The 21,458-nt window shown below is 45.7% G+C and carries 21 protein-coding genes; 13 read left to right on the top strand and 8 right to left on the bottom strand.

The window, feature by feature from the left end; all coding sequences use genetic code 11:
• Nucleotides 1-18: 18 nt before the first annotated feature.
• A complete protein-coding gene (locus tag C510_RS0109210) occupies nucleotides 19-1,203 on the bottom strand; it encodes an HU domain-containing protein (RefSeq protein ID WP_022340198.1) in 1,185 nt (394 codons plus the stop codon).
• Between the two features lie 215 nt (nucleotides 1,204-1,418).
• Here C510_RS0109210 and C510_RS0109205 point away from each other — a divergent pair, with 215 nt between their 5' ends.
• Nucleotides 1,419-2,213: a DUF4738 domain-containing protein gene (locus C510_RS0109205; RefSeq protein ID WP_025892276.1), complete on the top strand. Its 795-nt coding sequence runs from the start codon at nucleotides 1,419-1,421 to the stop codon at nucleotides 2,211-2,213.
• Nucleotides 2,214-2,330: 117 nt separating this feature from the next.
• Here C510_RS0109205 and C510_RS0109200 read toward each other — a convergent pair whose 3' ends face one another.
• Nucleotides 2,331-3,623, bottom strand: coding sequence for a DEAD/DEAH box helicase (locus C510_RS0109200; RefSeq protein WP_018711052.1), 1,293 nt, complete (start codon nucleotides 3,621-3,623; stop codon nucleotides 2,331-2,333).
• A 26-nt stretch (nucleotides 3,624-3,649) separates the two neighbouring features.
• Nucleotides 3,650-4,882 carry a phosphoserine phosphatase SerB gene (serB, locus tag C510_RS0109195; protein ID WP_018711051.1) on the bottom strand — a complete coding sequence of 411 codons (1,233 nt, stop codon included), beginning with the start codon at nucleotides 4,880-4,882 and terminating at the stop codon, nucleotides 3,650-3,652.
• Nucleotides 4,883-5,161: 279 nt separating this feature from the next.
• Between serB and C510_RS0109190 the strand changes: the two genes are divergently transcribed.
• Nucleotides 5,162-5,662, top strand: a complete 501-nt coding sequence (locus tag C510_RS0109190) for a thioredoxin family protein (protein ID WP_018711050.1) — start codon at nucleotides 5,162-5,164, stop codon at nucleotides 5,660-5,662.
• 271 nt (nucleotides 5,663-5,933) lie between these two features.
• Here the strand turns inward: C510_RS0109190 and C510_RS0109185 are convergent, their stop codons facing one another.
• From C510_RS0109185 to lon, 3 genes are all read right to left on the bottom strand, one after another.
• On the bottom strand, nucleotides 5,934-7,028 hold the full coding sequence (locus C510_RS0109185; protein WP_187326680.1) for an LptF/LptG family permease: 1,095 nt from the start codon (nucleotides 7,026-7,028) through the stop codon (nucleotides 5,934-5,936).
• A gap of 65 nt (nucleotides 7,029-7,093) precedes the next feature.
• Nucleotides 7,094-8,224, bottom strand: coding sequence for a tRNA guanosine(34) transglycosylase Tgt (gene tgt, locus C510_RS0109180; protein ID WP_018711048.1), 1,131 nt, complete (start codon nucleotides 8,222-8,224; stop codon nucleotides 7,094-7,096).
• A 2-nt stretch (nucleotides 8,225-8,226) separates the two neighbouring features.
• Nucleotides 8,227-10,707 carry an endopeptidase La gene (gene lon / locus C510_RS0109175; RefSeq protein ID WP_018711047.1) on the bottom strand — a complete coding sequence of 827 codons (2,481 nt, stop codon included), beginning with the start codon at nucleotides 10,705-10,707 and terminating at the stop codon, nucleotides 8,227-8,229.
• 178 nt (nucleotides 10,708-10,885) lie between these two features.
• Between lon and C510_RS0109170 the strand changes: the two genes are divergently transcribed.
• Nucleotides 10,886-11,602 carry a tRNA1(Val) (adenine(37)-N6)-methyltransferase gene (locus C510_RS0109170; RefSeq protein WP_018711046.1) on the top strand — a complete coding sequence of 239 codons (717 nt, stop codon included), beginning with the start codon at nucleotides 10,886-10,888 and terminating at the stop codon, nucleotides 11,600-11,602.
• Here C510_RS0109170 and C510_RS0109165 read toward each other — a convergent pair whose 3' ends face one another.
• Nucleotides 11,603-12,643, bottom strand: a complete 1,041-nt coding sequence (locus tag C510_RS0109165) for a diacylglycerol/lipid kinase family protein (RefSeq protein ID WP_018711045.1) — start codon at nucleotides 12,641-12,643, stop codon at nucleotides 11,603-11,605.
• Nucleotides 12,644-12,853: 210 nt separating this feature from the next.
• Here C510_RS0109165 and spt point away from each other — a divergent pair, with 210 nt between their 5' ends.
• Nucleotides 12,854-14,041, top strand: coding sequence for a serine palmitoyltransferase (gene spt / locus C510_RS0109160; protein WP_025892274.1), 1,188 nt, complete (start codon nucleotides 12,854-12,856; stop codon nucleotides 14,039-14,041).
• A gap of 115 nt (nucleotides 14,042-14,156) precedes the next feature.
• Here the strand turns inward: spt and C510_RS0109155 are convergent, their stop codons facing one another.
• Nucleotides 14,157-14,972 carry a Cof-type HAD-IIB family hydrolase gene (locus C510_RS0109155; protein ID WP_018711043.1) on the bottom strand — a complete coding sequence of 272 codons (816 nt, stop codon included), beginning with the start codon at nucleotides 14,970-14,972 and terminating at the stop codon, nucleotides 14,157-14,159.
• Nucleotides 14,973-15,090: 118 nt separating this feature from the next.
• Here C510_RS0109155 and C510_RS0109150 point away from each other — a divergent pair, with 118 nt between their 5' ends.
• The 9 genes from C510_RS0109150 (at nucleotide 15,091) to rimO (ending at nucleotide 21,441) form a co-directional block, all read left to right on the top strand.
• The gene (locus C510_RS0109150) at nucleotides 15,091-15,762 is read left to right on the top strand and encodes an MgtC/SapB family protein (RefSeq protein WP_018711042.1); all 672 of its coding nucleotides are present in this window, start codon (nucleotides 15,091-15,093) and stop codon (nucleotides 15,760-15,762) included.
• 154 nt (nucleotides 15,763-15,916) lie between these two features.
• Nucleotides 15,917-16,771, top strand: a complete 855-nt coding sequence (map, locus tag C510_RS0109145) for a type I methionyl aminopeptidase (RefSeq protein ID WP_018711041.1) — start codon at nucleotides 15,917-15,919, stop codon at nucleotides 16,769-16,771.
• A gap of 11 nt (nucleotides 16,772-16,782) precedes the next feature.
• A complete protein-coding gene (gene tsaD, locus C510_RS0109140) occupies nucleotides 16,783-17,805 on the top strand; it encodes a tRNA (adenosine(37)-N6)-threonylcarbamoyltransferase complex transferase subunit TsaD (protein ID WP_018711040.1) in 1,023 nt (340 codons plus the stop codon).
• Between the two features lie 16 nt (nucleotides 17,806-17,821).
• On the top strand, nucleotides 17,822-18,322 hold the full coding sequence (locus C510_RS0109135; protein WP_018711039.1) for a CinA family protein: 501 nt from the start codon (nucleotides 17,822-17,824) through the stop codon (nucleotides 18,320-18,322).
• Nucleotides 18,323-18,424: 102 nt separating this feature from the next.
• Nucleotides 18,425-18,685: a 50S ribosomal protein L28 gene (gene rpmB, locus C510_RS0109130; protein ID WP_007569552.1), complete on the top strand. Its 261-nt coding sequence runs from the start codon at nucleotides 18,425-18,427 to the stop codon at nucleotides 18,683-18,685.
• A 19-nt stretch (nucleotides 18,686-18,704) separates the two neighbouring features.
• The gene (gene rpmG, locus C510_RS0109125) at nucleotides 18,705-18,893 is read left to right on the top strand and encodes a 50S ribosomal protein L33 (protein WP_005841291.1); all 189 of its coding nucleotides are present in this window, start codon (nucleotides 18,705-18,707) and stop codon (nucleotides 18,891-18,893) included.
• Between the two features lie 8 nt (nucleotides 18,894-18,901).
• Nucleotides 18,902-19,057 (top strand): DUF4295 domain-containing protein, encoded by a 156-nt coding sequence (locus C510_RS17115; protein WP_018711038.1) that lies wholly within the window; start codon nucleotides 18,902-18,904, stop codon nucleotides 19,055-19,057.
• Between the two features lie 126 nt (nucleotides 19,058-19,183).
• Nucleotides 19,184-20,146 (top strand): signal recognition particle-docking protein FtsY, encoded by a 963-nt coding sequence (gene ftsY / locus C510_RS0109115; protein ID WP_018711037.1) that lies wholly within the window; start codon nucleotides 19,184-19,186, stop codon nucleotides 20,144-20,146.
• Nucleotides 20,143-21,441, top strand: coding sequence for a 30S ribosomal protein S12 methylthiotransferase RimO (rimO, locus tag C510_RS0109110; RefSeq protein WP_025892273.1), 1,299 nt, complete (start codon nucleotides 20,143-20,145; stop codon nucleotides 21,439-21,441). The genes ftsY and rimO overlap by 4 nt, the downstream gene beginning before the upstream one ends.
• The last annotated feature ends 17 nt before the right edge of the window (nucleotides 21,442-21,458 follow it).

Here is a 21,458-nt window from a genome sequence, read left to right as displayed (position 1 = left end):
TTTATCGTAGGGTCAGTCTTATTTGGTTGTAAAGACCCATGCATCTTTAAATTGGTTGTTAGCTTTAAATTGATTGATTTGCTTATAGGCGTCTGCAGCATCAGTGAATTGCGAAATGGCAACCCGGTACCGTCCGCTGCCGGCTATTACCTGTGCGTCCTTATAGCCCTGTTTCCGATAGACATCAGCCTGTACTTCAGCGTCTGCGGCTTCTGGGAAGCTGGCTACGATGACGTATGATTTCTTTCCTGAGACCTGTTTTTTCGGGGTGGTATTCTCAGCCTTCTTTTCAGAAGCCTTTACCGGGACATTGTCCTTTTTAATCTCTGTCCCCGATGCTTTTGCCTGTTGCTTTTCTGTTTTTTCCACCCGAGGAGCTGCTGCTATCTTTTCGGTCTTGACAGCGACAGGTTTCAAGGTGTTTACATTATTTTTCGGACGGCTTTGCCGACGAGCTTTCTTTAACGAATCTTCTGTGACGCTTGCGTAATCTGTCTGTACGTAGTTGGCCAGTGTCGTTACAATAGATTCACCGCGGATGGCATCGAACATGCTGGTCGAACCCAGTGAAGCATAGTTCGCCTCGTCGACATAGGTATTCTCTACAGGCGTGGAAAGGATAAAGAACAACAGAATTGCCGCGGCTACCGATATCGCGTGCTGTATCCAGTCGGATGACAGGATTCGCTTCCATGCGGTCTGCTTCCACACTACCAATGTCTCTTCCTTCTGCGGATGGATTTCTATGCGTGGCGATGTTTTCGGTGCAGTCGCTTCCTGTTGTATGAGTTTCGGGAGGGTTACCTTTTCCAGCCCATATAGGGATGGGGTAAAAAAGGCATCCTGACGTGGCTCAAATTCGTAAACTCCCTGAACATTGTAATACAACGTGCCGATATTTCCCAATTCTACCTGTCCCTGTTGATAGATATCCTCTTTCAGTTGCGATACGATTCTTTCTATCTTGCGGGTAGCATCCGGGAAATCGGTATTATAGGCTTGCATATACGATTGTACCAACAGCCCGTCGTTCATTACCAGTTGCGGATTGAAGCCAATGGTACGTAGAGGAGGGCAGAACTCGTTGGTCTCCGTGCAATATTGTGCCGGACGATTGTGGGCGATAAATCCTCCCAGTCCCGGAACAATGACACAATCGTTCTCAAGCAATAGTATCTCTATGTGTTTAACTAATTCAATCATATCGCAAATTTAGTGTTTTTATCCATTCTGACATATTTTTCGGGCCTAAAATTTAAGGCCTGAAATAAAAATCAGCCTGTTTGCTGGCGGAACGTGTACTTCAAAAAAGATATCCATGCTTCGTATTCTGCAGGCTGAAAAGATGGTTTTAGTTTTGTGCTTCTATCGGTTTGCACTATCTTTGCAGTACAAAAGAAATTGAAAGAATAAGACAAATGAAAATCGTTGTTGCTGTTCTACTATTGCTGTCCATGTTTGCTTCCTGTACGTCGAAAAAGGCAGGCGAAGAAGGTGCACGGCAGCACGCAACCGATACCCGTGTCCTGGAGGAGCTTCAAGGGGTTTGGTTGGACGATAATACTGAAGCGCCTCTTTTCAAGATTGAGGGTGATTCCATTTATTATGCGGGACAGAATAATGTTCCACAGCAGTTCGCTTTGTTCAACGACACCTTATTTATATATGGTGTACAAACGGTATGCTATCCTGTACGCAGACGTACGGAGCACAGCATTCATTTTGCTACTCCGCAGGGCGACCTGGTATCGTTGCATAAATCGGAAGTCGACTCGGTGTATGTGGATTCACAACAGGAAATTCATCAACCGGTCCAGGAGGTGATACAGAAAGATTCTGTGATTGAATTCAAAGGCGAGAGATACCGTGGCTATGCGTATATCAATCCTACAGGCATTAAGGTGATTCGTCCCGGAATCAGTGAGGAAGGTTTGTCGGTGGACAACGTCTTCTATGACAATGTCATCCACATCTGTGTCTATCAGGGTACTCGCCGACTTTATTCGAAAGATATCAAAAGACCGATGTTCGCCGGACTGGTTCCGGATGATTTCCTGAACAATTCAATCCTTTCGGACATGAATTTCATCGGTGTCGATGCAGACGGGTATGTATTCGAAGCGACACTCTGTATGCCGGATGGGCCTACCTGCTATAATATCCGGTTGTTTGTCGATCTCGATGGGAACCTGACATTCAAGCTTTGCCAATAATCGGCTGTAACCCATTCTGTAGTACATACTAGTCAGGGCGGAACCGAGGAATCACCTCAGTTCCGCCCTGACTACTTTTTAATAGGAGATATCCTTTAAAGTAATTGTTGCTGTCTGTCAGTTGGAAGAATTTTCTTCTCCCGACGGAGATTTCTTTTTCGGCCGGTTGTTGTTCTTCGGCTTTCCGGAATTTTTCCCCTGTGCGTTTCTTTTGTTCCCTCCTTTGCGCTGAGGGCTTCTTCCTTTTTTGCTGCTGCGCGGTTCATAGGCAGGAGCTTCTCCCAATTCTTCGGGCACCGGTATCTTGTAGATTTCTTTTCCCAGAAAATCTTCAATCTGTTTGAACCGGCTCTGTTCCGTTTCGCTTACGAAAGTGATGGCGCATCCGTCGTTGTTGGCGCGCGCTGTTCGTCCGATACGATGGACATAATCTTCACTGTCATGCGGCACATCGTAATTGATGACAAGGCGGATGTCATCGATATCGATTCCTCTGGCTACGATGTCGGTCGCTACCAGCATATTGATTCTTCCGTTCCGGAATTCATGCATGATTTCTTCCCGTTGTGACTGGTCGAGGTCTGAATGCATTTCGCCTACATTCAGTTTTATGCGTTTGAGCGCCTTGGTCACTTCTTTCACTTTCAGTTTGGAAGAGGCGAAGATGATGACACGTTCCGGCGACTGTTCCTTGAACAGGGACTGGATGATGCCTAGCTTCTGTGCTTCGTAACATACATAGGCGACTTGGATAATCTTGTCTGCAGGTCTTGAAACAGCCAACTTGACTTCTACAGGGTCTGTCAGGATGGTTTTGGCCAACTGCTGGATTTTGGCAGGCATGGTGGCCGAGAACATGATGGTCTGTCTTTCTTTCGGCAGGTATTTGACTATCTGCATGATATCGTCTGCAAATCCCATGTCCAGCATGCGGTCAGCCTCATCAAGGATGAAGAAAGATACTCTCGACAAGTCAACGTAGCCCAGGCTCAAGTGGCTGATAAGTCGTCCTGGAGTTGCGATGACTACATCGGCCCCCAACGTCAAGCCTTTTTTCTCCTGTTCGAAACGGACACCGTCATTTCCTCCGTAAACCGCTACACTGGATACCGGCATGAAGTAGGAAAATCCTTCCATCTGCTGGTCTATCTGTTGGGCCAGCTCACGGGTAGGGGACATGATGATACAGTTGATGGAATCGTCGGGATATCCACCTTTGCTTAGCTGGTTCAGTACCGGCAACAGATAGGCGGCAGTCTTTCCCGTTCCCGTTTGGGCAACTCCAATCAAATCTTTCCCTTCCAACAGGACGGGAATCGTGTGCTCCTGAACCGGTGTACACTCCTTGAAATTCATGGCATCCAATGCCTGTAGTACACTTTCTTCGAGGTTAAGTTCTGAAAAATTCATATATATAAAATATCCTTATGTTTCATTTAGAGTTTTCCTTGTTCTTCCAGGTAGGAATCCTTGAAGCCCAGGAAATAAAGTACACCGTCCAGTCCGATGGTATTGATAGACTGTTTGGCATTGGCGACAACCTTCGGTTTTGCATGGAAAGCGATACCGAGTCCCGCGACAGAAAGCATCGGCAGGTCGTTTGCGCCGTCGCCTACAGCAATCGTCTGTGCAATGTCCACTTTCTCAACCTGGGCTATCAACTGGAGCAGTTCGGCTTTTCGTTTCCCGTCTACAATGTCGCCCACGTAGCGTCCGGTCAGTTTCCCGTCCTTGATTTCCAATTGGTTGGCATAGACATAATCGATGCCGAACTTATCTTTCAAATAATTACCGAAATAGGTAAATCCACCCGACAGGATGGCAATCTTGTAGCCGTATCGTTTCAGTACGAACATCAGGCGTTCCACGCCTTCTGTTATCGGAAGATGCTCGGCGATGTCACGCATCACTCTTTCGTCCAGTCCTTTCAGCAAAGCGACGCGTTCGGTAAAACTTTCTCGGAAATCGATTTCTCCACGCATGGCCCGTTCTGTGATGGCCTTTACCTGGTCGCCGACTCCTGCACGCATGGCCAGTTCATCGATGACTTCCGTTTCAATCAGGGTAGAGTCCATATCGAAACAAATCAGGCGGCGCATACGGCGGTACATGTTGTCCTGTTGGAAGGAGAAGTCCATAGACAGGCTGGAGCTCAGGTGCATCAGGTCACGCTGCAGCTCTTCCATATCTTTCGGGGTTCCACGTACAGAAAATTCGATACATGCGCGTACATTGGCTTTCTTTTCGTCCAATGGAATACGGCCGGTCAGTCGGCGGATGCCGTCAATGTTCAGGTGCTGCTCTGCCAACAGACGGGTAGCACCGGCTATCTGTTTGGCACTCAGTTTCCGGCCCAATAGCGTCAGAATGTATCGGTTCTTTCCCTGCATGCTTACCCATTCGTCATATTCCTCGTAGGAAATGGGGTAGAAGCGGATATTGATTCCCAGGTTGGAAGCCTGGAACAGCAGGTCCTTCATGATGTTTCCCGAATCCGATTCTTTGCACTTGAACAAGATTCCGAGCGATAACGTACTGTGGATATCAGCCTGGCCGATATCCATGATATCTACTTCATATTGCGACAGGATTTCCGTAATTGATGCGGTAAGTCCCGGACGATCTACTCCATTGATGCGGATTAAGATCAGCTCTTTTTTATTCTCCATTCCTTTACGTGGTTTTCTCTAATCTGCAAATGTACGAATTTAAAGCTATTTTGACAGCATTTAGGCTTAAAAAAGCATGTTTATTTTATCTGTTACAAGTCATAAATGTGTTAAAAAACATGTTTTATGGGCAGAAGATGATGTAATATCGGCAGAAAGCACTATCTTTGCAGCAGATTTCTTAACCAGTAGTGCTGATTTTCAGCGCAAAAGTAATGTTCCGGGTTGAAATCACTGTAAAAGGACAGTCCCGGATAGTATTAACTAAAATCGTGTTACATGATTAAAAGTGTAAAATGGATTTTTGTTGTATTAGTATTCAGTTCCTTAATCTCTCTCTCCTTTCGGAATGATGAGAGTGCTTTCACAGAGGGACTCCGTGTAGGTGAAGAAGCTCCGGAGTTATTGCTCTGTAACCAGATGCAGCCGCTCGACCTGCATGCCCCGGCGGGGTCTTATACTTTGTTGAGCTTTTGGGCCAGTTATGATGCAACCTCCCGTCTGACGAATCTGTCGCTGAATCGGGTTGCCGAGCATAACTCCCGCATAAAGATGATTTCTGTTTCTTTTGACGAATACCGCTCTGCATTTAACGCTTCGGTACGTCAGGACGGGCTTTCAGAAGCATCGTGCCATTGGGAGACAGAAGGCGAGAAGTCGGAAATTTACAAGCGTTACGGCTTGAAAAGCGGTTTCAAGAACTACTTGCTCGATAGTGAAGGCAAGGTTGTTGCTTGTAATGTTACCTCCGATGAACTGACAGCTTTGTTGGAGAAGTAAGGACTTCTGCCAGATGAAGATGAAAAATTGAATACAACAAAAAGTAAGGGTTGCTTTAAACTGCTGTTTGCAGTTTGAGGCGACTTTTTTTATGCCTTTCCGGTTCTTCCGGCAATTCATTCCAGGACTTTTATCCCGCTTTCATGCCTGTTCTGAAAACGTCCGTTCGTTTATATGGAAACGTCCGTTCGTTCAAGTGAAAACTTGCTCAGGTTTCAACTAAAACGAACAGACGTTTTATTATGGTCTTTCTTATCTGTAGATGGGCCGCTTATTTCGGTGCCTTCCGGTACAGGTAGATGGCTATGAACAGGTAAAGGACGTTAGGAATCCATACGGCGATACTGGCAGGCACATTTCCATTGATAGCGAAAGTAGACGAAATGGTCTGGAACAGGATGTACGAGAAACTCAGTGCGATACCGATACCCAGGTGAAGTCCCATTCCTCCTTTCCGCTTCTGCGAAGAAAGGGATACCCCGATGACTGTCAGGATGAAAGCGGCAAAGGATGTAGCGATCCGTCGATGGTATTCCACTTCGAAGATTTTAATGTTGGCAAATCCTCGCTGTTTCTGTTTCTGGATGTAGCTGTGCAGTTGTGGGCTGGTCATGGTTTCCTGCTGTCCACGGGTTATCAGAAAATCCTGCGGTTCCATGTTGATGATAGTATCCAGTCTGTCTCCCCGGGTGATGGTTTCTTTCATGCCCTTCATTTCACGGATCATATAGTCTCTTACTGTCCACTTGTGGACTGCCGTCGTATCATACGTGATACGTCGTGCGGTCATATGCGATACCAGCTGGTGGCTCTCAAACTTATCCAACGAGAAGCGGTAGCCTGTTTTGTTGTAGTCTTCGTACCGCTCCATGTAAGCGATGACTCCCGAGTCCACCTCCAACTGAATGTTCCGGGCGTATGTATCCGATTTTTTCTTCTTATAGATACTTTCGAACCGCAAGCGGGTAACGCTGCCTGTCGGAATGACCTCGGTACTTAATACATAAGTCACCAAGGCGATGCAGGCGGCCGAGATCATGTACGGGTACATCAGACGCTTGAAACTCATACCTGTAGAGAACATGGCGATGATTTCAGAATTTTCCGCCAGTTTTGAGGTAAAGAAGATAACCGCTATGAATACGAACAGCGGACTGAACAGATTCGTATAATAGGGGATAAAGTTCAGGTAATAGTCGAAGATGATGGCCTTCAGCGGTGCCCGGTTGTTGATGAACCGGTCGATGTTCTCGTTGATGTCGAACACCACAGCAATGGAAATAATCAGTGCGATGGCAAAGAAGTATGTTCCCAGAAACTTGACGATGATGTATCGGTCAAGCCTTTTCAGCGGCTTCTTCTTCATCCATTGCGGAATATTCCATGAGCGTTTCAGCAGTCTCTTAAGCGGGTTCTCTTTCATGTGTGTATTTATAATCTCGTTGACAGACGTTTAACCATAACAGTTTTCCAACTGGAGAAGTCGCCTTCGATGATGTGTCGGCGTGCTTCCTTCACCAACCAGAGATAGAAGGCCAGGTTGTGGATGGAAGCTATCTGAAGGGCAAGCAGTTCCTGAGCGTGGAACAGGTGGCGCAGATAAGCACGGCTGTACATTGTATCTACATAAGAGGCACCGTCGGCTTCGATGGGCGAGTAGTCGTTCTCCCATTTCTTGTTGCGCATGTTCATGATGCCGTCCTTGGTGAAAAGCATACCGTTACGTCCGTTTCGTGTAGGCATGACGCAGTCGAACATGTCGACGCCCCGTTCGATTCCTTCCAAAATATTGACAGGGGTTCCTACTCCCATCAGGTAGCGCGGCTTGTCGGTAGGCAGAATTTCATTGACTACCTCAATCATTTCATACATCTTTTCGGTAGGTTCACCTACAGCCAGGCCACCGATGGCATTTCCGTCAGCACCTTTGGAAGCGATGTATTCGGCCGAACGCTTACGTAAATCCGGATAGACACATCCCTGAACGATAGGGAAGAGGGATTGGTGATAGCCGTATTTCGGTTCCGTTTCGTTGAAACGGGTGATGCAACGGTCCAGCCAACGGTGTGTCAGTTCCATGGATTTCTTGGCATAGGTGTAGTCGGATGTGCCCGGTGCGCATTCATCGAAGGCCATCATGATATCAGCTCCGATGGTACGTTCGATGTCCATGACCCGCTCCGGTGTGAACAAGTGTTTCGAACCGTCTATGTGCGAACGGAATTCCACTCCTTCTTCCTTGAGCTTCCGGATACCCGACAATGAGAAGACCTGGAAGCCTCCACTGTCGGTCAGCATGGGGCGGTCGAATCCGTTGAACTTATGCAATCCACCGGCTCCCTCTATGATGTCCAGTCCCGGACGAAGATAGAGGTGGTAGGTGTTCCCCAGGATAATCTGAGCCTTGATGTCTTCTTTCAGTTCATGCAGGTGTACTCCTTTGACACTTCCCAGTGTACCTACCGGCATGAAAATCGGTGTTTCAATCTGCCCATGGTCGGTCGTAATCAGACCGGCACGGGCATTCGACTTCGGGTCAGTATGTTGTAATTCAAATTTCATAGTTATGCTTTTGTCTTTTCTTTTTCTTCGTTTACACTGAGGTCTATCGCATCGGCCACCTTTTCATTGGTCAGTGAGAGCTGCAGCACTTCCTTGATGTCCTTTACATAATGGAAGGTCAGTCCCTGCACGTAGATAGGTTGTATCTCTTCAATGTCCTTACGGTTCTCTTCGCACAGGATAATCTCCTTGATTCCAGCACGTTTGGCCGCCAAGATCTTTTCGCGGATTCCACCGACAGGCAGAACTTTGCCTCGCAGCGTAATTTCGCCGGTCATGGCCAGATTCGGCTTCACCTTCCGCTGGGTCAATGCAGACGCAAGTGAGGTTACCATGGTGATACCCGCCGACGGTCCGTCTTTCGGAATAGCCCCTTCCGGTACGTGGATGTGGATGTTCCAGTTGTCGAATACTTCGGTAGGCAGATTCAGCAGGTGGCTGTGGGCCTTCAGGTATTCCAGTGCCAGCATGGCCGATTCTTTCATCACATCTCCCAGGTTTCCGGTCAGTGTCAGTTTTCCGCCTTTTCCTTTGCTCAGGCTGGTCTCTACAAACAGGATTTCTCCGCCTACGGCAGTCCATGCCAGACCCGTTACTACACCGGCATATTCATTGCCCTGGTATTTGTCCCGTGAATATTCGGGCGCGCCCAGATAAGCCTTGATGTCGGCCGGTTTCAGTTCGTGCTGTCCGGTGAAACGGTCGCTGGCAATTTCAAGGGCGATTTTACGCATTACCTTGCTGATTTTCTTTTCCAGTTCTCGTACACCACTTTCGCGGGTATAGTTCTCGATGATGTATTCGATGGCGGCTTTCGTGAACTTGACATGCTCCTTCTGTAAGCCGTTGGCCTGCATCTCTTTCGGAATCAGGTGCCGTTTGGCAATCTCGATCTTTTCTTCTGTGATGTAGCCGCTCACTTCAATCAGTTCCATACGGTCCAGCAATGGGGTAGGAATGGTTCCCAGGTTATTGGCAGTAGCGATGAACATCACTTTTGAAAGGTCGTAATCCATGTCTATGTAGTTGTCATGGAACGTATTGTTCTGTTCCGGGTCAAGCACTTCCAGCATGGCGGAACTCGGGTCACCCCGGTGATCGCTTCCCAATTTGTCGATTTCATCGAGGATGATTACCGGATTTGAAGTTCCTGCCTTTATCAGACTTTTGATGATACGTCCCGGCATAGCTCCGATGTAAGTCTTGCGGTGTCCGCGGATTTCTGCTTCATCGTGAACGCCTCCTAGTGACATACGGACATATTTCCGTTTCAAAGCACTGGCAATGGAACGTCCTAACGAGGTTTTTCCGACTCCCGGAGGACCGTACAGGCAGATAATCGGCGATTTGAGGTCTCCTTTCAGCTTCAAGACCGCCAAGTGTTCCAGAATACGTTCCTTTACTTTTTCCAGACCGTAGTGGTCCTTGTTCAGCACCTTCTCCGCATTTTGCAGATTGATGTCGTCTGTAGAGTAGGTCTCCCACGGCAAGGCGAGTAAGGTCTGTAAATAAATCAGTTGTACATTATAATCAGGAGATTGCGGGTTGATGCGTTCCAGCTTGTTTACCTCGCGTTCGAAGATGTCGGCAACTTCTTTTGACCAGGCTTTTTCTTTGCCTTTGTTACGTAAATCTTCTATCTCGTCGTCCTGGCTGTTGCCCAGCTCGTCCTGGATATTCTTTATCTGTTGTTGAAGGAAATATTCTTTCTGCTGACGGTCCAGCTCTTCGCGGGTACGCATCTGGATGCTTTGTTTCAGTGCGGCCAGCTGGATTTCCTTGTTCAGAATCTGAATTAGCCGATAGAGTCTGTCTTTCAGGTTGTTTATCTGTAATAAGTCAATCTTGTCTTCTACAGTGAACGGGAAGTTGGAACAGATGAAGTTTACCAGCATCTCGTTGTTCTCCAGGTTCTTGATGGCAAATGCCGCATCTGGACTCAGGTTGTCGGAGATGTCGATGAATTTGCTGCTCATCTCGCGGCAAGTATCCATCAGCGCCTTGAACTCGGTCGTTCCTTCTACCTTCATGTCTTCCTCGATGCGGGTGACCTTTCCTGAAAGGTACGGACGTAATGAGGTGATTTTATCTATATGTACTTTCGGACCGTTTGCCTGAAGGATGACGGTGGTGGAACCTCCCGGCATCTCGAATATGCGGAGTACCTTACCGATAACGGCTGTAGGGTAGAGGTCTTTCTGAACAGGGCTTTCCACTTCGCTCACCATTTGTGTAGAGATGACGATAAATGATTTGCTCTTTAACGCAGCATTCACCAGCTTTAAGGTAGCTCTGCGGCCAACGGTAACCGGCATGGCAACCGAAGGGAACATGACCATGTTGCGTAACGTCATCACCGGAAATTCATTCTCAAGCTCCTCGGGAGAAATCTCCAAAGGGGCTGTTTCAATTTCCGCCAGCATAGAGATGTCTTCATTCTCCGTATTCATCACGATTTTATCTTTTCTTACTTTCTTAATCATAATCAGTTTCCGTCTACAATTGTTAAAAGGGAGCTTTTCCCCAAAACGGCTACAAAGTTAAGCATTCCACTTTATATTCTAAAGTACATTCGCTTCAAATAGTTATTAATTATCGCAAATATTGTCTGCCGTTTCTTGATTTTTTGGTTACTTTTGTCGCATAAAAGCAAGAATACTCATGGCAAATTCCTATTTCCAGTTCAAGCAGTTCAAGATAACCCAGGACCGTTGTGCGATGAAAGTCGGTACGGACGGCGTGTTATTGGGGGCTTGGGCGCCACTAAAAAAGTCATGCAAGGTGTTGGATATCGGTACTGGGACAGGCCTGGTAGCCTTGATGTTGGCGCAACGGTGCAGCTCTGCTTGCATTGAAGCGATAGATATCGATGAGTCTGCTGTCGCACAGGCGCGGGAGAATGTGGCGGATTCACCGTGGCCGGAGCGTGTGGACGTATGTCAGATGGATGTTAAGAATGCTCCACAAACCTGGAAAGAAACGTTTGACTGTATTGTGTCAAATCCTCCTTACTTCGTCGATTCACTGAAATGTCCGGATAAGAGCCGGATGGTGGCTCGGCATACGGCGGAACTCGATTTTCCGGCATTGGCTAAATCGGCCTCTTTCCTGCTGAATGAAGAAGGCATGTTCTCAGTGGTACTCCCGGCAGATGCATATACTTCTTTTGTTTCTTCTTGTCTGCGTGAAGGCCTTCATCTGCAACGGGTTCTTTGGGTACATACCAAGCCTGACATTCCGGCAAAAAGGGTGTTGATGACCTTTGTCAAGCAGGCTGTAGACGAGACGGAGCAGGAACATCTTACCGTCGAAGTGAGCCGCCATGTGTATAGCCCTGAATATGTATCGCTTCTGAAAGATTTTTATCTGAAGCTGTAGTCAGTTTTTCTTCTTGTTGGAGAGTTGGCGGAGCAGGTTCTGGTTGAGCTGCAGGAATTGTTTGTGTCGGGCCGCAATCAGACTGGAGATTGGGCGTTGGCCGACGAAGTCTGTAAAATGCTGAAGCAGGCTGAACGGTTCCATGGTGTTCCGTGGGTTTTCCGGCGCAACAACGTTGAGTCCTCCTTGGATGATTTCCACCTTCAAGTCTTTTCCTCCCATGATGGGGTCTCCGTCAAAATGGAAGACACCTTCAGATTCCCGGTGGATAACGATGCTTTTGTCTTTCATGGTTTTTATGCGGCTGTTTTGGTCGATGGTCTTGTTGAACAGCTGAAATGACAGAGCCGGTACATCCAGTACGGTAAAAGGTTCTAGAATTGTCACATCCATCATGCCGTCTGTGAGCGAAGCCTGGGGGGCGATATAGGCGTTGTTTCCGTATTGGGAAGCATTGGCACAAGCTATCAGAAATGCTTTGTAACTTACTGTCCCTGAGGAGTTCTCAATGGTGTATGTCTCCGGCTTATAGGTCAGGCTCTCACGCAGGGTGTTCTCCAGGTAAGTAGCCAACCCGCGTTTTCCCGAATCGGCGAACTTGAGGCTGACAAAAGCATCGAATCCGACTCCGCATGTGCAGAAGAACGGATGGCTGTCAATGATGCCGTAGTCTATTTTTTTTACGAATCCTTTGTTGAGTATGTCAATGGCCTTTTTAGGGTCGAGAGGAATGTGCAGGTGACGGGCCAATCCGTTTCCGGAACCACATGGAATGATTCCCATGGATGTGTTGGTGTGTACCAGTGAACGGCCCACCTCGTTGATGGTTCCGTCGCCGCCGATAGCCACTACGATGTCAGCATGCTGACGGACCGCCTCTTCGGCTAACAGGGAAGCATGTCCGGCATATTCTGTACCTCGGACAATATATGAATAACGTTCCTTGTCGATGAGTTCATCGACAAGCTGCAGAATTATATGCTTGTTATGTGTCCCCGAGATAGGGTTTACAATGAATGTAATATGTTGTCTAGAGTTCATGTTGTATGCCTTACATAATGCCTTGCAAAAATACTATTTATTCCGTCTTATCAGATATAATTTAGCGATATTTGGCAATAAAGTTGATTTTTTTAGTTGGATTGGCGCTATGTTCCGAGAAATTGTTATCTTTGCACGTTCTTTTTAAAAATTGAAAATAAGATTTCAAAACTATAAATAAAAGCCAGCGTGCTTATCAACAATTAGAATATGGGATTATTACAAGACAGATTGAGTAAATTCAGAACACCTCAGATGTATATGGAACGGGGTGTCTATCCTTATTTTCGTGAAATAGATAGCGCCCAGAACACAGAAGTGATGATGGACGGAAAGAAGGTTCTGATGTTTGGGTCTAATTCGTATCTGGGGTTGACTTACGACAAGCGGATTATTGAGGCTGCAATTGCTGCAACCCGTAAATATGGTACAGGGTGTGCAGGTTCACGTCTGTTGAACGGAACACTGGATATCCATATTAAACTGGAAAAGGAACTGGCTGAATTTGTAGGAAAGGACGAATCTCTGTGTTTCTCTACCGGCTTTACCGTAAATGAAGGCGTCATTCCTCAGTTGGCAGGCCGTGGAGATTATATCATCTGCGATGACCGTGACCATGCTTCAATTGTAGACGGTCGTCGTCTTTCTTTTGCTACCCAGTTGAAGTATAAACACAATGATATGGAGGCTTTGGAAAAGGAACTCCAGAAATGTGAACCGGATGCGTTGAAGCTGATTGTAGTGGATAGTGTATTCTCTATGGAAGGTGATTTGGCTAATCTGCCTGAAATCGTCCGCTTGAAGAAGAAATACAACGCTACGATTTACGTTGATGAAGCTCACGGATTGGGCGTATTCGGACGTAACGGACGCGGTGTTTGTGACCATTTCGGTTTGACGGACGAAATTGACTTGATTATGGGTACATTCAGCAAATCATTGGCTTCTATCGGTGGTTTTGTCGCCGGCGATAAGGATGTCATCAACTGGTTGCGTCATAATGCCCGTTCTTATATCTTCCAGGCTAGTAACACTCCGGCAGCAACAGCTGCGGCTATTGAGGCGCTTAATATTTTGAAAACAGAGCCTGAACGTCAGGAAAATCTGTGGAAGATTACCAACTATGCATTGGCTTCATTCCGTGAGGCTGGTTTCGAAATCGGAGACACAGAAAGTCCGATTATTCCGCTTTATGTGCGTGATACTGACAAGACTTTCGAGGTGACTAAACTGGCTTTCGATGAAGGCGTGTTTATCAATCCGGTTATTCCGCCGGCATGTGCACCGCAAGATACATTGGTTCGCTTTGCGTTGATGGCTACCCATACCAAAGAACAGGTTGACTTCGCTATCGACAAGTTGAGCAAGTGTTTCAAGCAATTGGGTATCTTGAAGTAATTGCTTTATATTTCACCCGTAATACTGATGTGTACGGGGGACACAAATAAAAAGGCGTGTAAGTTGATGATAGAATGACTTACACGCCTTTGTTTTGTATACTGATAGAGAATGTTTACTGGTTGTCAAGGATGAATTTACGTACTACATGAGCTACACCGTCTTCTTCGTTTGACAGTGTGATGTAGTCGGCGCTTTCCTTTACGATATCCTGTGCGTTCGCCATGGCCACTCCCAAACCAGCAAATTGAATCATAGACAAGTCGTTGAAGCCGTCTCCGATGGCAATCATTTCATCTTTTGTCATGTTGATTTCCTTCAATAATACAGCCAAGGATTGGGCCTTGTCGATGCCTTTAGGTACCAGTTCCAGAAAATAGGCTTCAGAACGGAATACACCCATCCGGTCTTTCAGATGCTCATACATTTCCTTCTCTAAGATAGCTAAGCGGTCGGGGTCTCCTACAATCAGACATTTGGCGATAGGATGTTTGACGGCAGCCAGAAAATTGTCGACTTTTTTGATTTTCATACCATTGAGTTTCGCTTCCTTTATGAGGTATTCATCGTCTGGGGTTTCCGTCAATACGTATTCGCCGTCGTATGTCAGGATTGCAAACTGGTTTTTCTTGGCGCACTCATATAAATAAGGTAGGACTGCATGGTCTAGCAGGTTCTTGTACATCATTTCTTTGGTTTTCCAGTCGATGATTTCACCACCATTGTAGGACAGGATGTATCCTTCATACTTTTCCAGCTGAAGTTTTTCTGCCAGTGGTGCCACACCGTATGTCGGTCTGCCGGAGGCCAGAACTATTTTGATTCCTTTTTCCTGGGCTTCCGTCAATGTCTGAAGAGTATTAGGGGTGATTTCTTTCTTCGAATTGGTCAGTGTTCCGTCCAGGTCTAAAACGAGCAATTTATATTTCATAGTTTTTTTATTAAGTTCGTGGTGCAAAGATAGTATAATATTCAAAATTTTTCGTATTTTTCGTGAGATTCACTTTGTTGGTGAATGAAAATGTTGAACGCTTATAAAATGTAGATAGATGGAGTTGTTTGGAGATTTTGCATTGCGTTTGTTGGTCGCCGGACTCATGGGAGTGCTGATAGGGCTGGAGCGTGAGTATCGTGCCAAAGAGGCTGGATATCGGACTCATTTCTTGGTTGCCCTAGGAAGCTGTCTGATGATGATTGTTTCTCAATATGGCTTTACGGATGTTCTTGAAGCGGATTTGGTACGCTTGGACCCGAGTAGAATCGCGGCTCAGGTGGTCAGTGGCATCGGTTTTATCGGGGCAGGTACTATTATTCTGCAGAAGCAGGTTGTTCGTGGGCTTACCACTGCTGCCGGCATTTGGGCGACAGGTGGAATTGGACTGGCGATTGGTGCCGGTATGTATGCTATTGGCGTGACGGCTACTTTGTTGGCGCTGGTCGGTCTGGAGCTTTTGAGTCACTTTTTCAAAAGTTTGGGGATGCGCAACCTGGTTTTGGAATTCAATACAGAAAATCGTGATATCATTTCGGATGTTTCAGCTTTCTTCAATGACCGGAACTATATTGTCGTTTCATACGAAATGAAGGAGACTCCTTTGGGGGCTGGACAAATACTTTATCGGGTAAGCATGGTGATTAAAGCCAAGAAAATGAACGAGGAAGGCTTACTGCTTCTGATGATGCACAAATTTCCGGGAGTAACCGTGACAAAGATTATCTGATGTGTGCTATGGATGAGGACTATTCTTTGGGAGAAGATTGTAGGGCTTGGACCGGCTCTTTTTATCCAAAAGATGTTACTTTTTTGTCTTTCTGTGACGGAATATTCTGTTTTTTCTGCTAACTTTGCACGTCAGATTAAGTTTGATAGTCATTATGAGTAGAAATAAGATAAACTGGAGAGTTCCGAAAGGAGCTGAACTGACGGAACTGGACAAGAAGGTACTTTATTTTCAGAATAAAGGTCATTTGGTTCCGTCACGTAAACTGATCAAGACTCCAGAACAGATTGAAGGCATCCGTAAAAGCGGTATCATCAATACAGGGGTGCTGGATCTTGTCGCTCAGGAAATTCATGCCGGTATGAGTACGGCAGAAATAGACAAGTTGGTGTATGACTATACCGTCAGCCACGGAGCTATTCCGGCTCCGCTGAATTATGAAGGATTCCCCAAAAGTGTATGTACTTCCATTAATGAAGTGGTATGTCACGGCATTCCTTCAGAAGAAGAGATTCTGGAAGAAGGTGATATCATCAATGTAGATGTGTCTACTATTCTGGATGGATATTACTCGGATGCTTCTCGTATGTTCATTATCGGAAAGACAACCCCGGAAAAAGAGAAACTGGTGCGTGTAGCTAAGGAATGTCTGGAAATCGGTATGCAGGCCGCACAGCCTTTCGGCTTTGTAGGTGATATCGGTAATGCCATTGAGAAGCATGCCAAAAAGAATGGCTTCTCAGTTGTACGTGATTTGTGCGGGCATGGAGTAGGCCTTGAGTTTCATGAAGAACCGGATGTAGAGCACTTCGGACGGAAAGGTACAGGTATGCTGCTGGTTCCGGGTATGGTCTTCACTATTGAACCGATGATTAATATGGGGACATGGGAAGTCTTTATTGATGAAGAGGACGGCTGGACAGTTGTGACCGAAGATGAAAAACCTTCTGCACAATGGGAGCATACGTTCTTAATGACTGAACACGGACTCGAAATTTTGACTTACTAAAAAAGAAAATCATGGATACAATTATATTGGGTATTGAATCTTCCTGTGACGACACTTCGGCTGCTGTTATAAAGAATGGCGTATTGCTTTCAAGTGTCATAGCCAGTCAGGCGGTTCATGAGGCTTATGGAGGTGTTGTTCCGGAACTGGCTTCACGTGCCCATCAGCAGAATATTGTCCCGGTTGTTCACGAAGCTTTAAAGAGAGCCGGCGTGACGAAGGAGCAGCTGAGCGCTGTGGCATTTACTCGTGGACCAGGACTGATGGGTTCACTTCTGGTAGGAGTTTCTTTTGCCAAAGGCTTTGCGCGTGCCTTGGATATTCCGATGGTTGAAGTGAACCATTTGCAGGGCCATGTTTTGGCGCATTTTATCAAAGAGTCGGAAGACGACCATAATCAACCGAATTATCCTTTCATCTGCCTGTTGGTTTCAGGTGGAAACTCACAGATTATTCGGGTAAACGCCTATAATAATATGGAGGTCTTGGGACAAACCATCGATGATGCGGCCGGAGAAGCCATTGATAAATGTTCCAAGGTGATGGGATTAGGTTATCCGGGAGGTCCGATTATTGATAAGTTGGCCCGTCAGGGAAATCCAAAGGCATTTTCATTCAGTAAACCTCATATCCCCGGATATGATTACAGTTTCAGTGGCTTGAAAACTTCATTTTTGTATTCGTTGAGAGATTGGGTAAAGGAAGATCCGGATTTTGTAGAACACCATAAAACGGATTTGGCAGCATCTCTGGAGCATACGATTGTAGATATCCTGATGGACAAGTTGCGGAAGGTTGTAAAAGACACCGGTATTAATGAGGTGGCTGTTGCCGGAGGCGTTTCTGCCAACAACGGGCTGCGAAATGCTTTTCATGAACACGCGCAGAAATATGGATGGAAAATTTACATTCCTAAATTCGGTTATACGACCGACAATGCTGCCATGATTGCCATAACAGGCTATTTCAAGTTCCTGGATAAAGATTTTTGTTCGATAGATAAACCCGCATATTCACGGGTAACCATTAAATAACTTAATTGATAAATTTATGTCAGTAGAAACTAAAACACTCAGTAAGGAAATAAGTGAGATCTTCTGGAGAGAAGGCTTTACTTTGGCTACTGCAGAGAGCTGTACAGCTGGACATGTGGCGGCCATCATAACTGCTATCCCTGGTAGTTCCCGTTTCTATAAAGGCGGCATTGTAGCGTATGCAGATGAAGTCAAACGGAATCTGCTGCAAGTAAAAGCGGAAACGCTTGAGACTCATGGGGCTGTCAGTGAAGAAACTGTGGTGGAACTGGTGCAGGGTGCCATGGACACCTTGGGTACCGATCATGCAATTGCAACATCAGGCATTGCCGGTCCTGGAGGAGGTACTCCGGAAAAGCCAGTTGGAACCATTTGGGTTGCTGCAGGTGATAAAAAGAGAATTTTGACTGCCAAGTTGAGCGAAGATAACGGAAGAGACCTGAATATCCAGGCTGCAACCATAAAAGCACTCCAATTACTGCTTGAATTGGTTCAAAACAACGAAAATGAACAGTAAAGTGCAAATAAGTTGTGAAAAACTTGTTTATTAAAAATAAAATCGCTTACTTTGCACTCCGTTTGAGAGAACCATGAATAAAACTATAAAAACTAGATAGAAATGTCGAAAATTTGTCAAATTACCGGAAAGAAAGCCATGATTGGCAACAATGTTTCACACTCTAAGAGAAGAACAAAAAGAACTTTTGATGTGAACTTGTTTACTAAGAAATTCTACTATGTAGAACAGGATTGCTGGATTAGCCTGAATATCTGTGCTAACGGCTTGCGAGTTATTAACAAGAAAGGCCTGGACGCAGCGCTGAATGAAGCAGTTGCCAAAGGTTATTGTGATTGGAAAACTATCAAAATTATTGGTTAATTAAAAGGAGAAAAGAACTATGGCTAAGAAAGCTAAAGGTAATAGAGTACAAGTAATTCTTGAATGCACAGAAATGAAGGATAGCGGTATGCCGGGAACATCTCGTTACATTACCACTAAGAACAGAAAGAATACAACTGAAAGATTGGAACTGAAGAAGTACAATCCGATTTTGAAAAGAGTAACAGTACATAAAGAAATTAAATAATATAGACCATGGCAAAGAAAACAGTCGCAACCCTTCAGACAGGTAAAGAAGGCCGTTCTTATACTAAGGTTATCAAGATGGTTAAGTCTCCGAAAACAGGTGCTTACATCTTCGATGAACAGATGGTTCCTAACGAAAAAGTACAGGAATTCTTCAAGAAGTAATCTAGTAGATATAAGTATATGCTACACAAAAAGTTCCTTTCATGCGTGAATGAAAGGAACTTTTTTTTGTCTGTATACAAGATTAGTTATATCTTTGTGTCATAATTAGATAATAAACACAAGCGTATGGGATTTTTTAGTTTTTTCTCGAAGGAAAAGAAAGAGACCTTAGATAAAGGATTATCCAAGACGAAAGAGAGCGTCTTTGGTAAAATCGCGCGTGCTGTAGCCGGAAAATCGAAAGTCGACGATGAAGTATTGGACAATCTGGAGGAGGTCTTGATCACGTCGGATGTTGGTGTAGAAACTACGCTGAAAATCATCAAACGTATTGAGGCACGTGTGGCAAAAGATAAATATGTCAATACGCAAGAACTGAACAATATCCTACGGGAAGAAATTGCAGCCTTATTGACGGAAAACAACTCTGTAGATGCGGATGATTTCAATGTACCTGCCGATAAGACGCCTTATGTCATCATGGTAGTCGGGGTAAACGGAGTCGGAAAAACCACTACCATCGGTAAACTGGCCTATCAATTCAAAAAAGCGGGTAAATCCGTTTATTTGGGTGCTGCTGATACCTTCCGTGCCGCTGCCGTAGAACAATTGGTGATTTGGGGCGAACGTGTAGGGGTACCTGTCATTAAGCAGAAGATGGGATCAGACCCTGCATCCGTTGCTTTCGATACATTGAGTTCGGCAGTTGCCAATCATGCGGATGTCGTTATTATTGATACGGCAGGACGTCTGCATAACAAGATCGGTTTGATGAACGAGCTGACAAAAATCAAGAAAGTCATGCAGAAAGTTGTACCGGAAGCTCCACATGAAGTATTGCTGGTACTGGACGGTTCTACAGGACAGAATGCATTCGAACAGGCCAAACAGTTTACATTGGCTACGGAGGTGAATGCCATGGCCATCACCAAACTGGACGGTACTGCAAAAGGTGGGGTAGTTATCGGTATTTCTGACCAGTTCAAGATTCCTGTAAAATACATCGGACTGGGAGAAGGTATGGAAGATCTGCAGATTTTCCGCCGTCGCGAATTTGTCGATTCATTATTCGGAACAGATAATAAATGAGAAAAAATACAATTGATATCGTAACCTTGGGCTGTTCGAAGAATCTGGTTGATTCCGAGAAGCTGATGAAACAGCTGGAAGCAAACGGTTACAAGGTAACTCACGATAGCGAAAATCCTCAGGGTGAGATAGCTGTCATCAATACATGTGGCTTCATCGGCGATGCCAAGGAGGAGTCTATCAATATGATTCTGGAATTTTGCCAGGCTAAGGAAGAAGGCAAGCTCCGGAAACTGTATGTCATGGGATGTCTTTCAGAACGCTATCTGCAGGAATTGAAGGTAGAAATCCCTCAAGTAGATAAATTTTATGGAAAGTTCAACTGGAATGAACTGCTGGCCGATTTGGGTAAGACTTATCAGGCTGACCATGCCATTGAACGCCATCTGACTACTCCGAAACATTACGCATATCTGAAAATTTCTGAAGGGTGTGACCGTAAGTGCTCTTATTGTGCTATTCCTATCATAACCGGTAAGCATATATCTCGTCCGATGGAAGAAATTCTGGACGAGGTCCGTCTGCTAGTATCCGAAGGTGTCAAGGAATTCCAGGTTATTGCGCAGGAACTGACCTATTATGGTGTAGACCTGTATAAGAAGCAGATGCTTCCTGAATTGATTGAGCAGATGGCAGCTATTCCGGGTGTAGAGTGGATCCGGTTGCATTACGCATATCCGGCTCATTTCCCGAAAGAACTGTTCCGTGTGATGCGGGAACATCCGAACGTATGCCGGTACATGGACATTGCGTTGCAGCACATCAGCGATAACATGCTGCAGAAAATGCGCCGCCATGTGACGAAGGAAGAGACTTATCAGCTGATAGAGGAATTCCGTAGGGAAGTGCCCGGTATTCATCTGCGTACGACCTTGATGGTGGGACATCCAGGAGAAACGGAGGCCGATTTCGAAGAACTGAAGGAATTTGTACGGAAAGTCCGTTTTGACCGTATGGGTGCTTTTGCCTATTCGGAAGAAGAAGGGACCTATGCAGCCGAACATTACGAGGATGAAATTCCGCATGAGCTTAAACAGCAACGGTTGGATGAGTTGATGGCCATCCAGCAGGAAATCTCAGCCGAACTGAGCCACGTAAAAATCGGTCAGGAGTTCAAGGTCATGATTGACCGGAAAGAAGGAGAGTATTACATCGGACGTACTGAATTCGATTCTCCGGAGGTCGATCCGGAAGTTCTGATAAAAGAAGGGGAAAAACATCTGAGGATCGGTCACTTTTATCAGGTTCGTGTATACGATGCAGATGATTTCGACCTGTATGCGTCTTTGATTTGATTTAGTAAGTGTCGTTT

Source organism: Phocaeicola barnesiae DSM 18169 = JCM 13652 (assembly GCF_000374585.1).
Lineage (GTDB): Bacteria > Bacteroidota > Bacteroidia > Bacteroidales > Bacteroidaceae > Phocaeicola > Phocaeicola barnesiae.
This window is presented reverse-complemented; position numbering and strand designations above follow the sequence as displayed.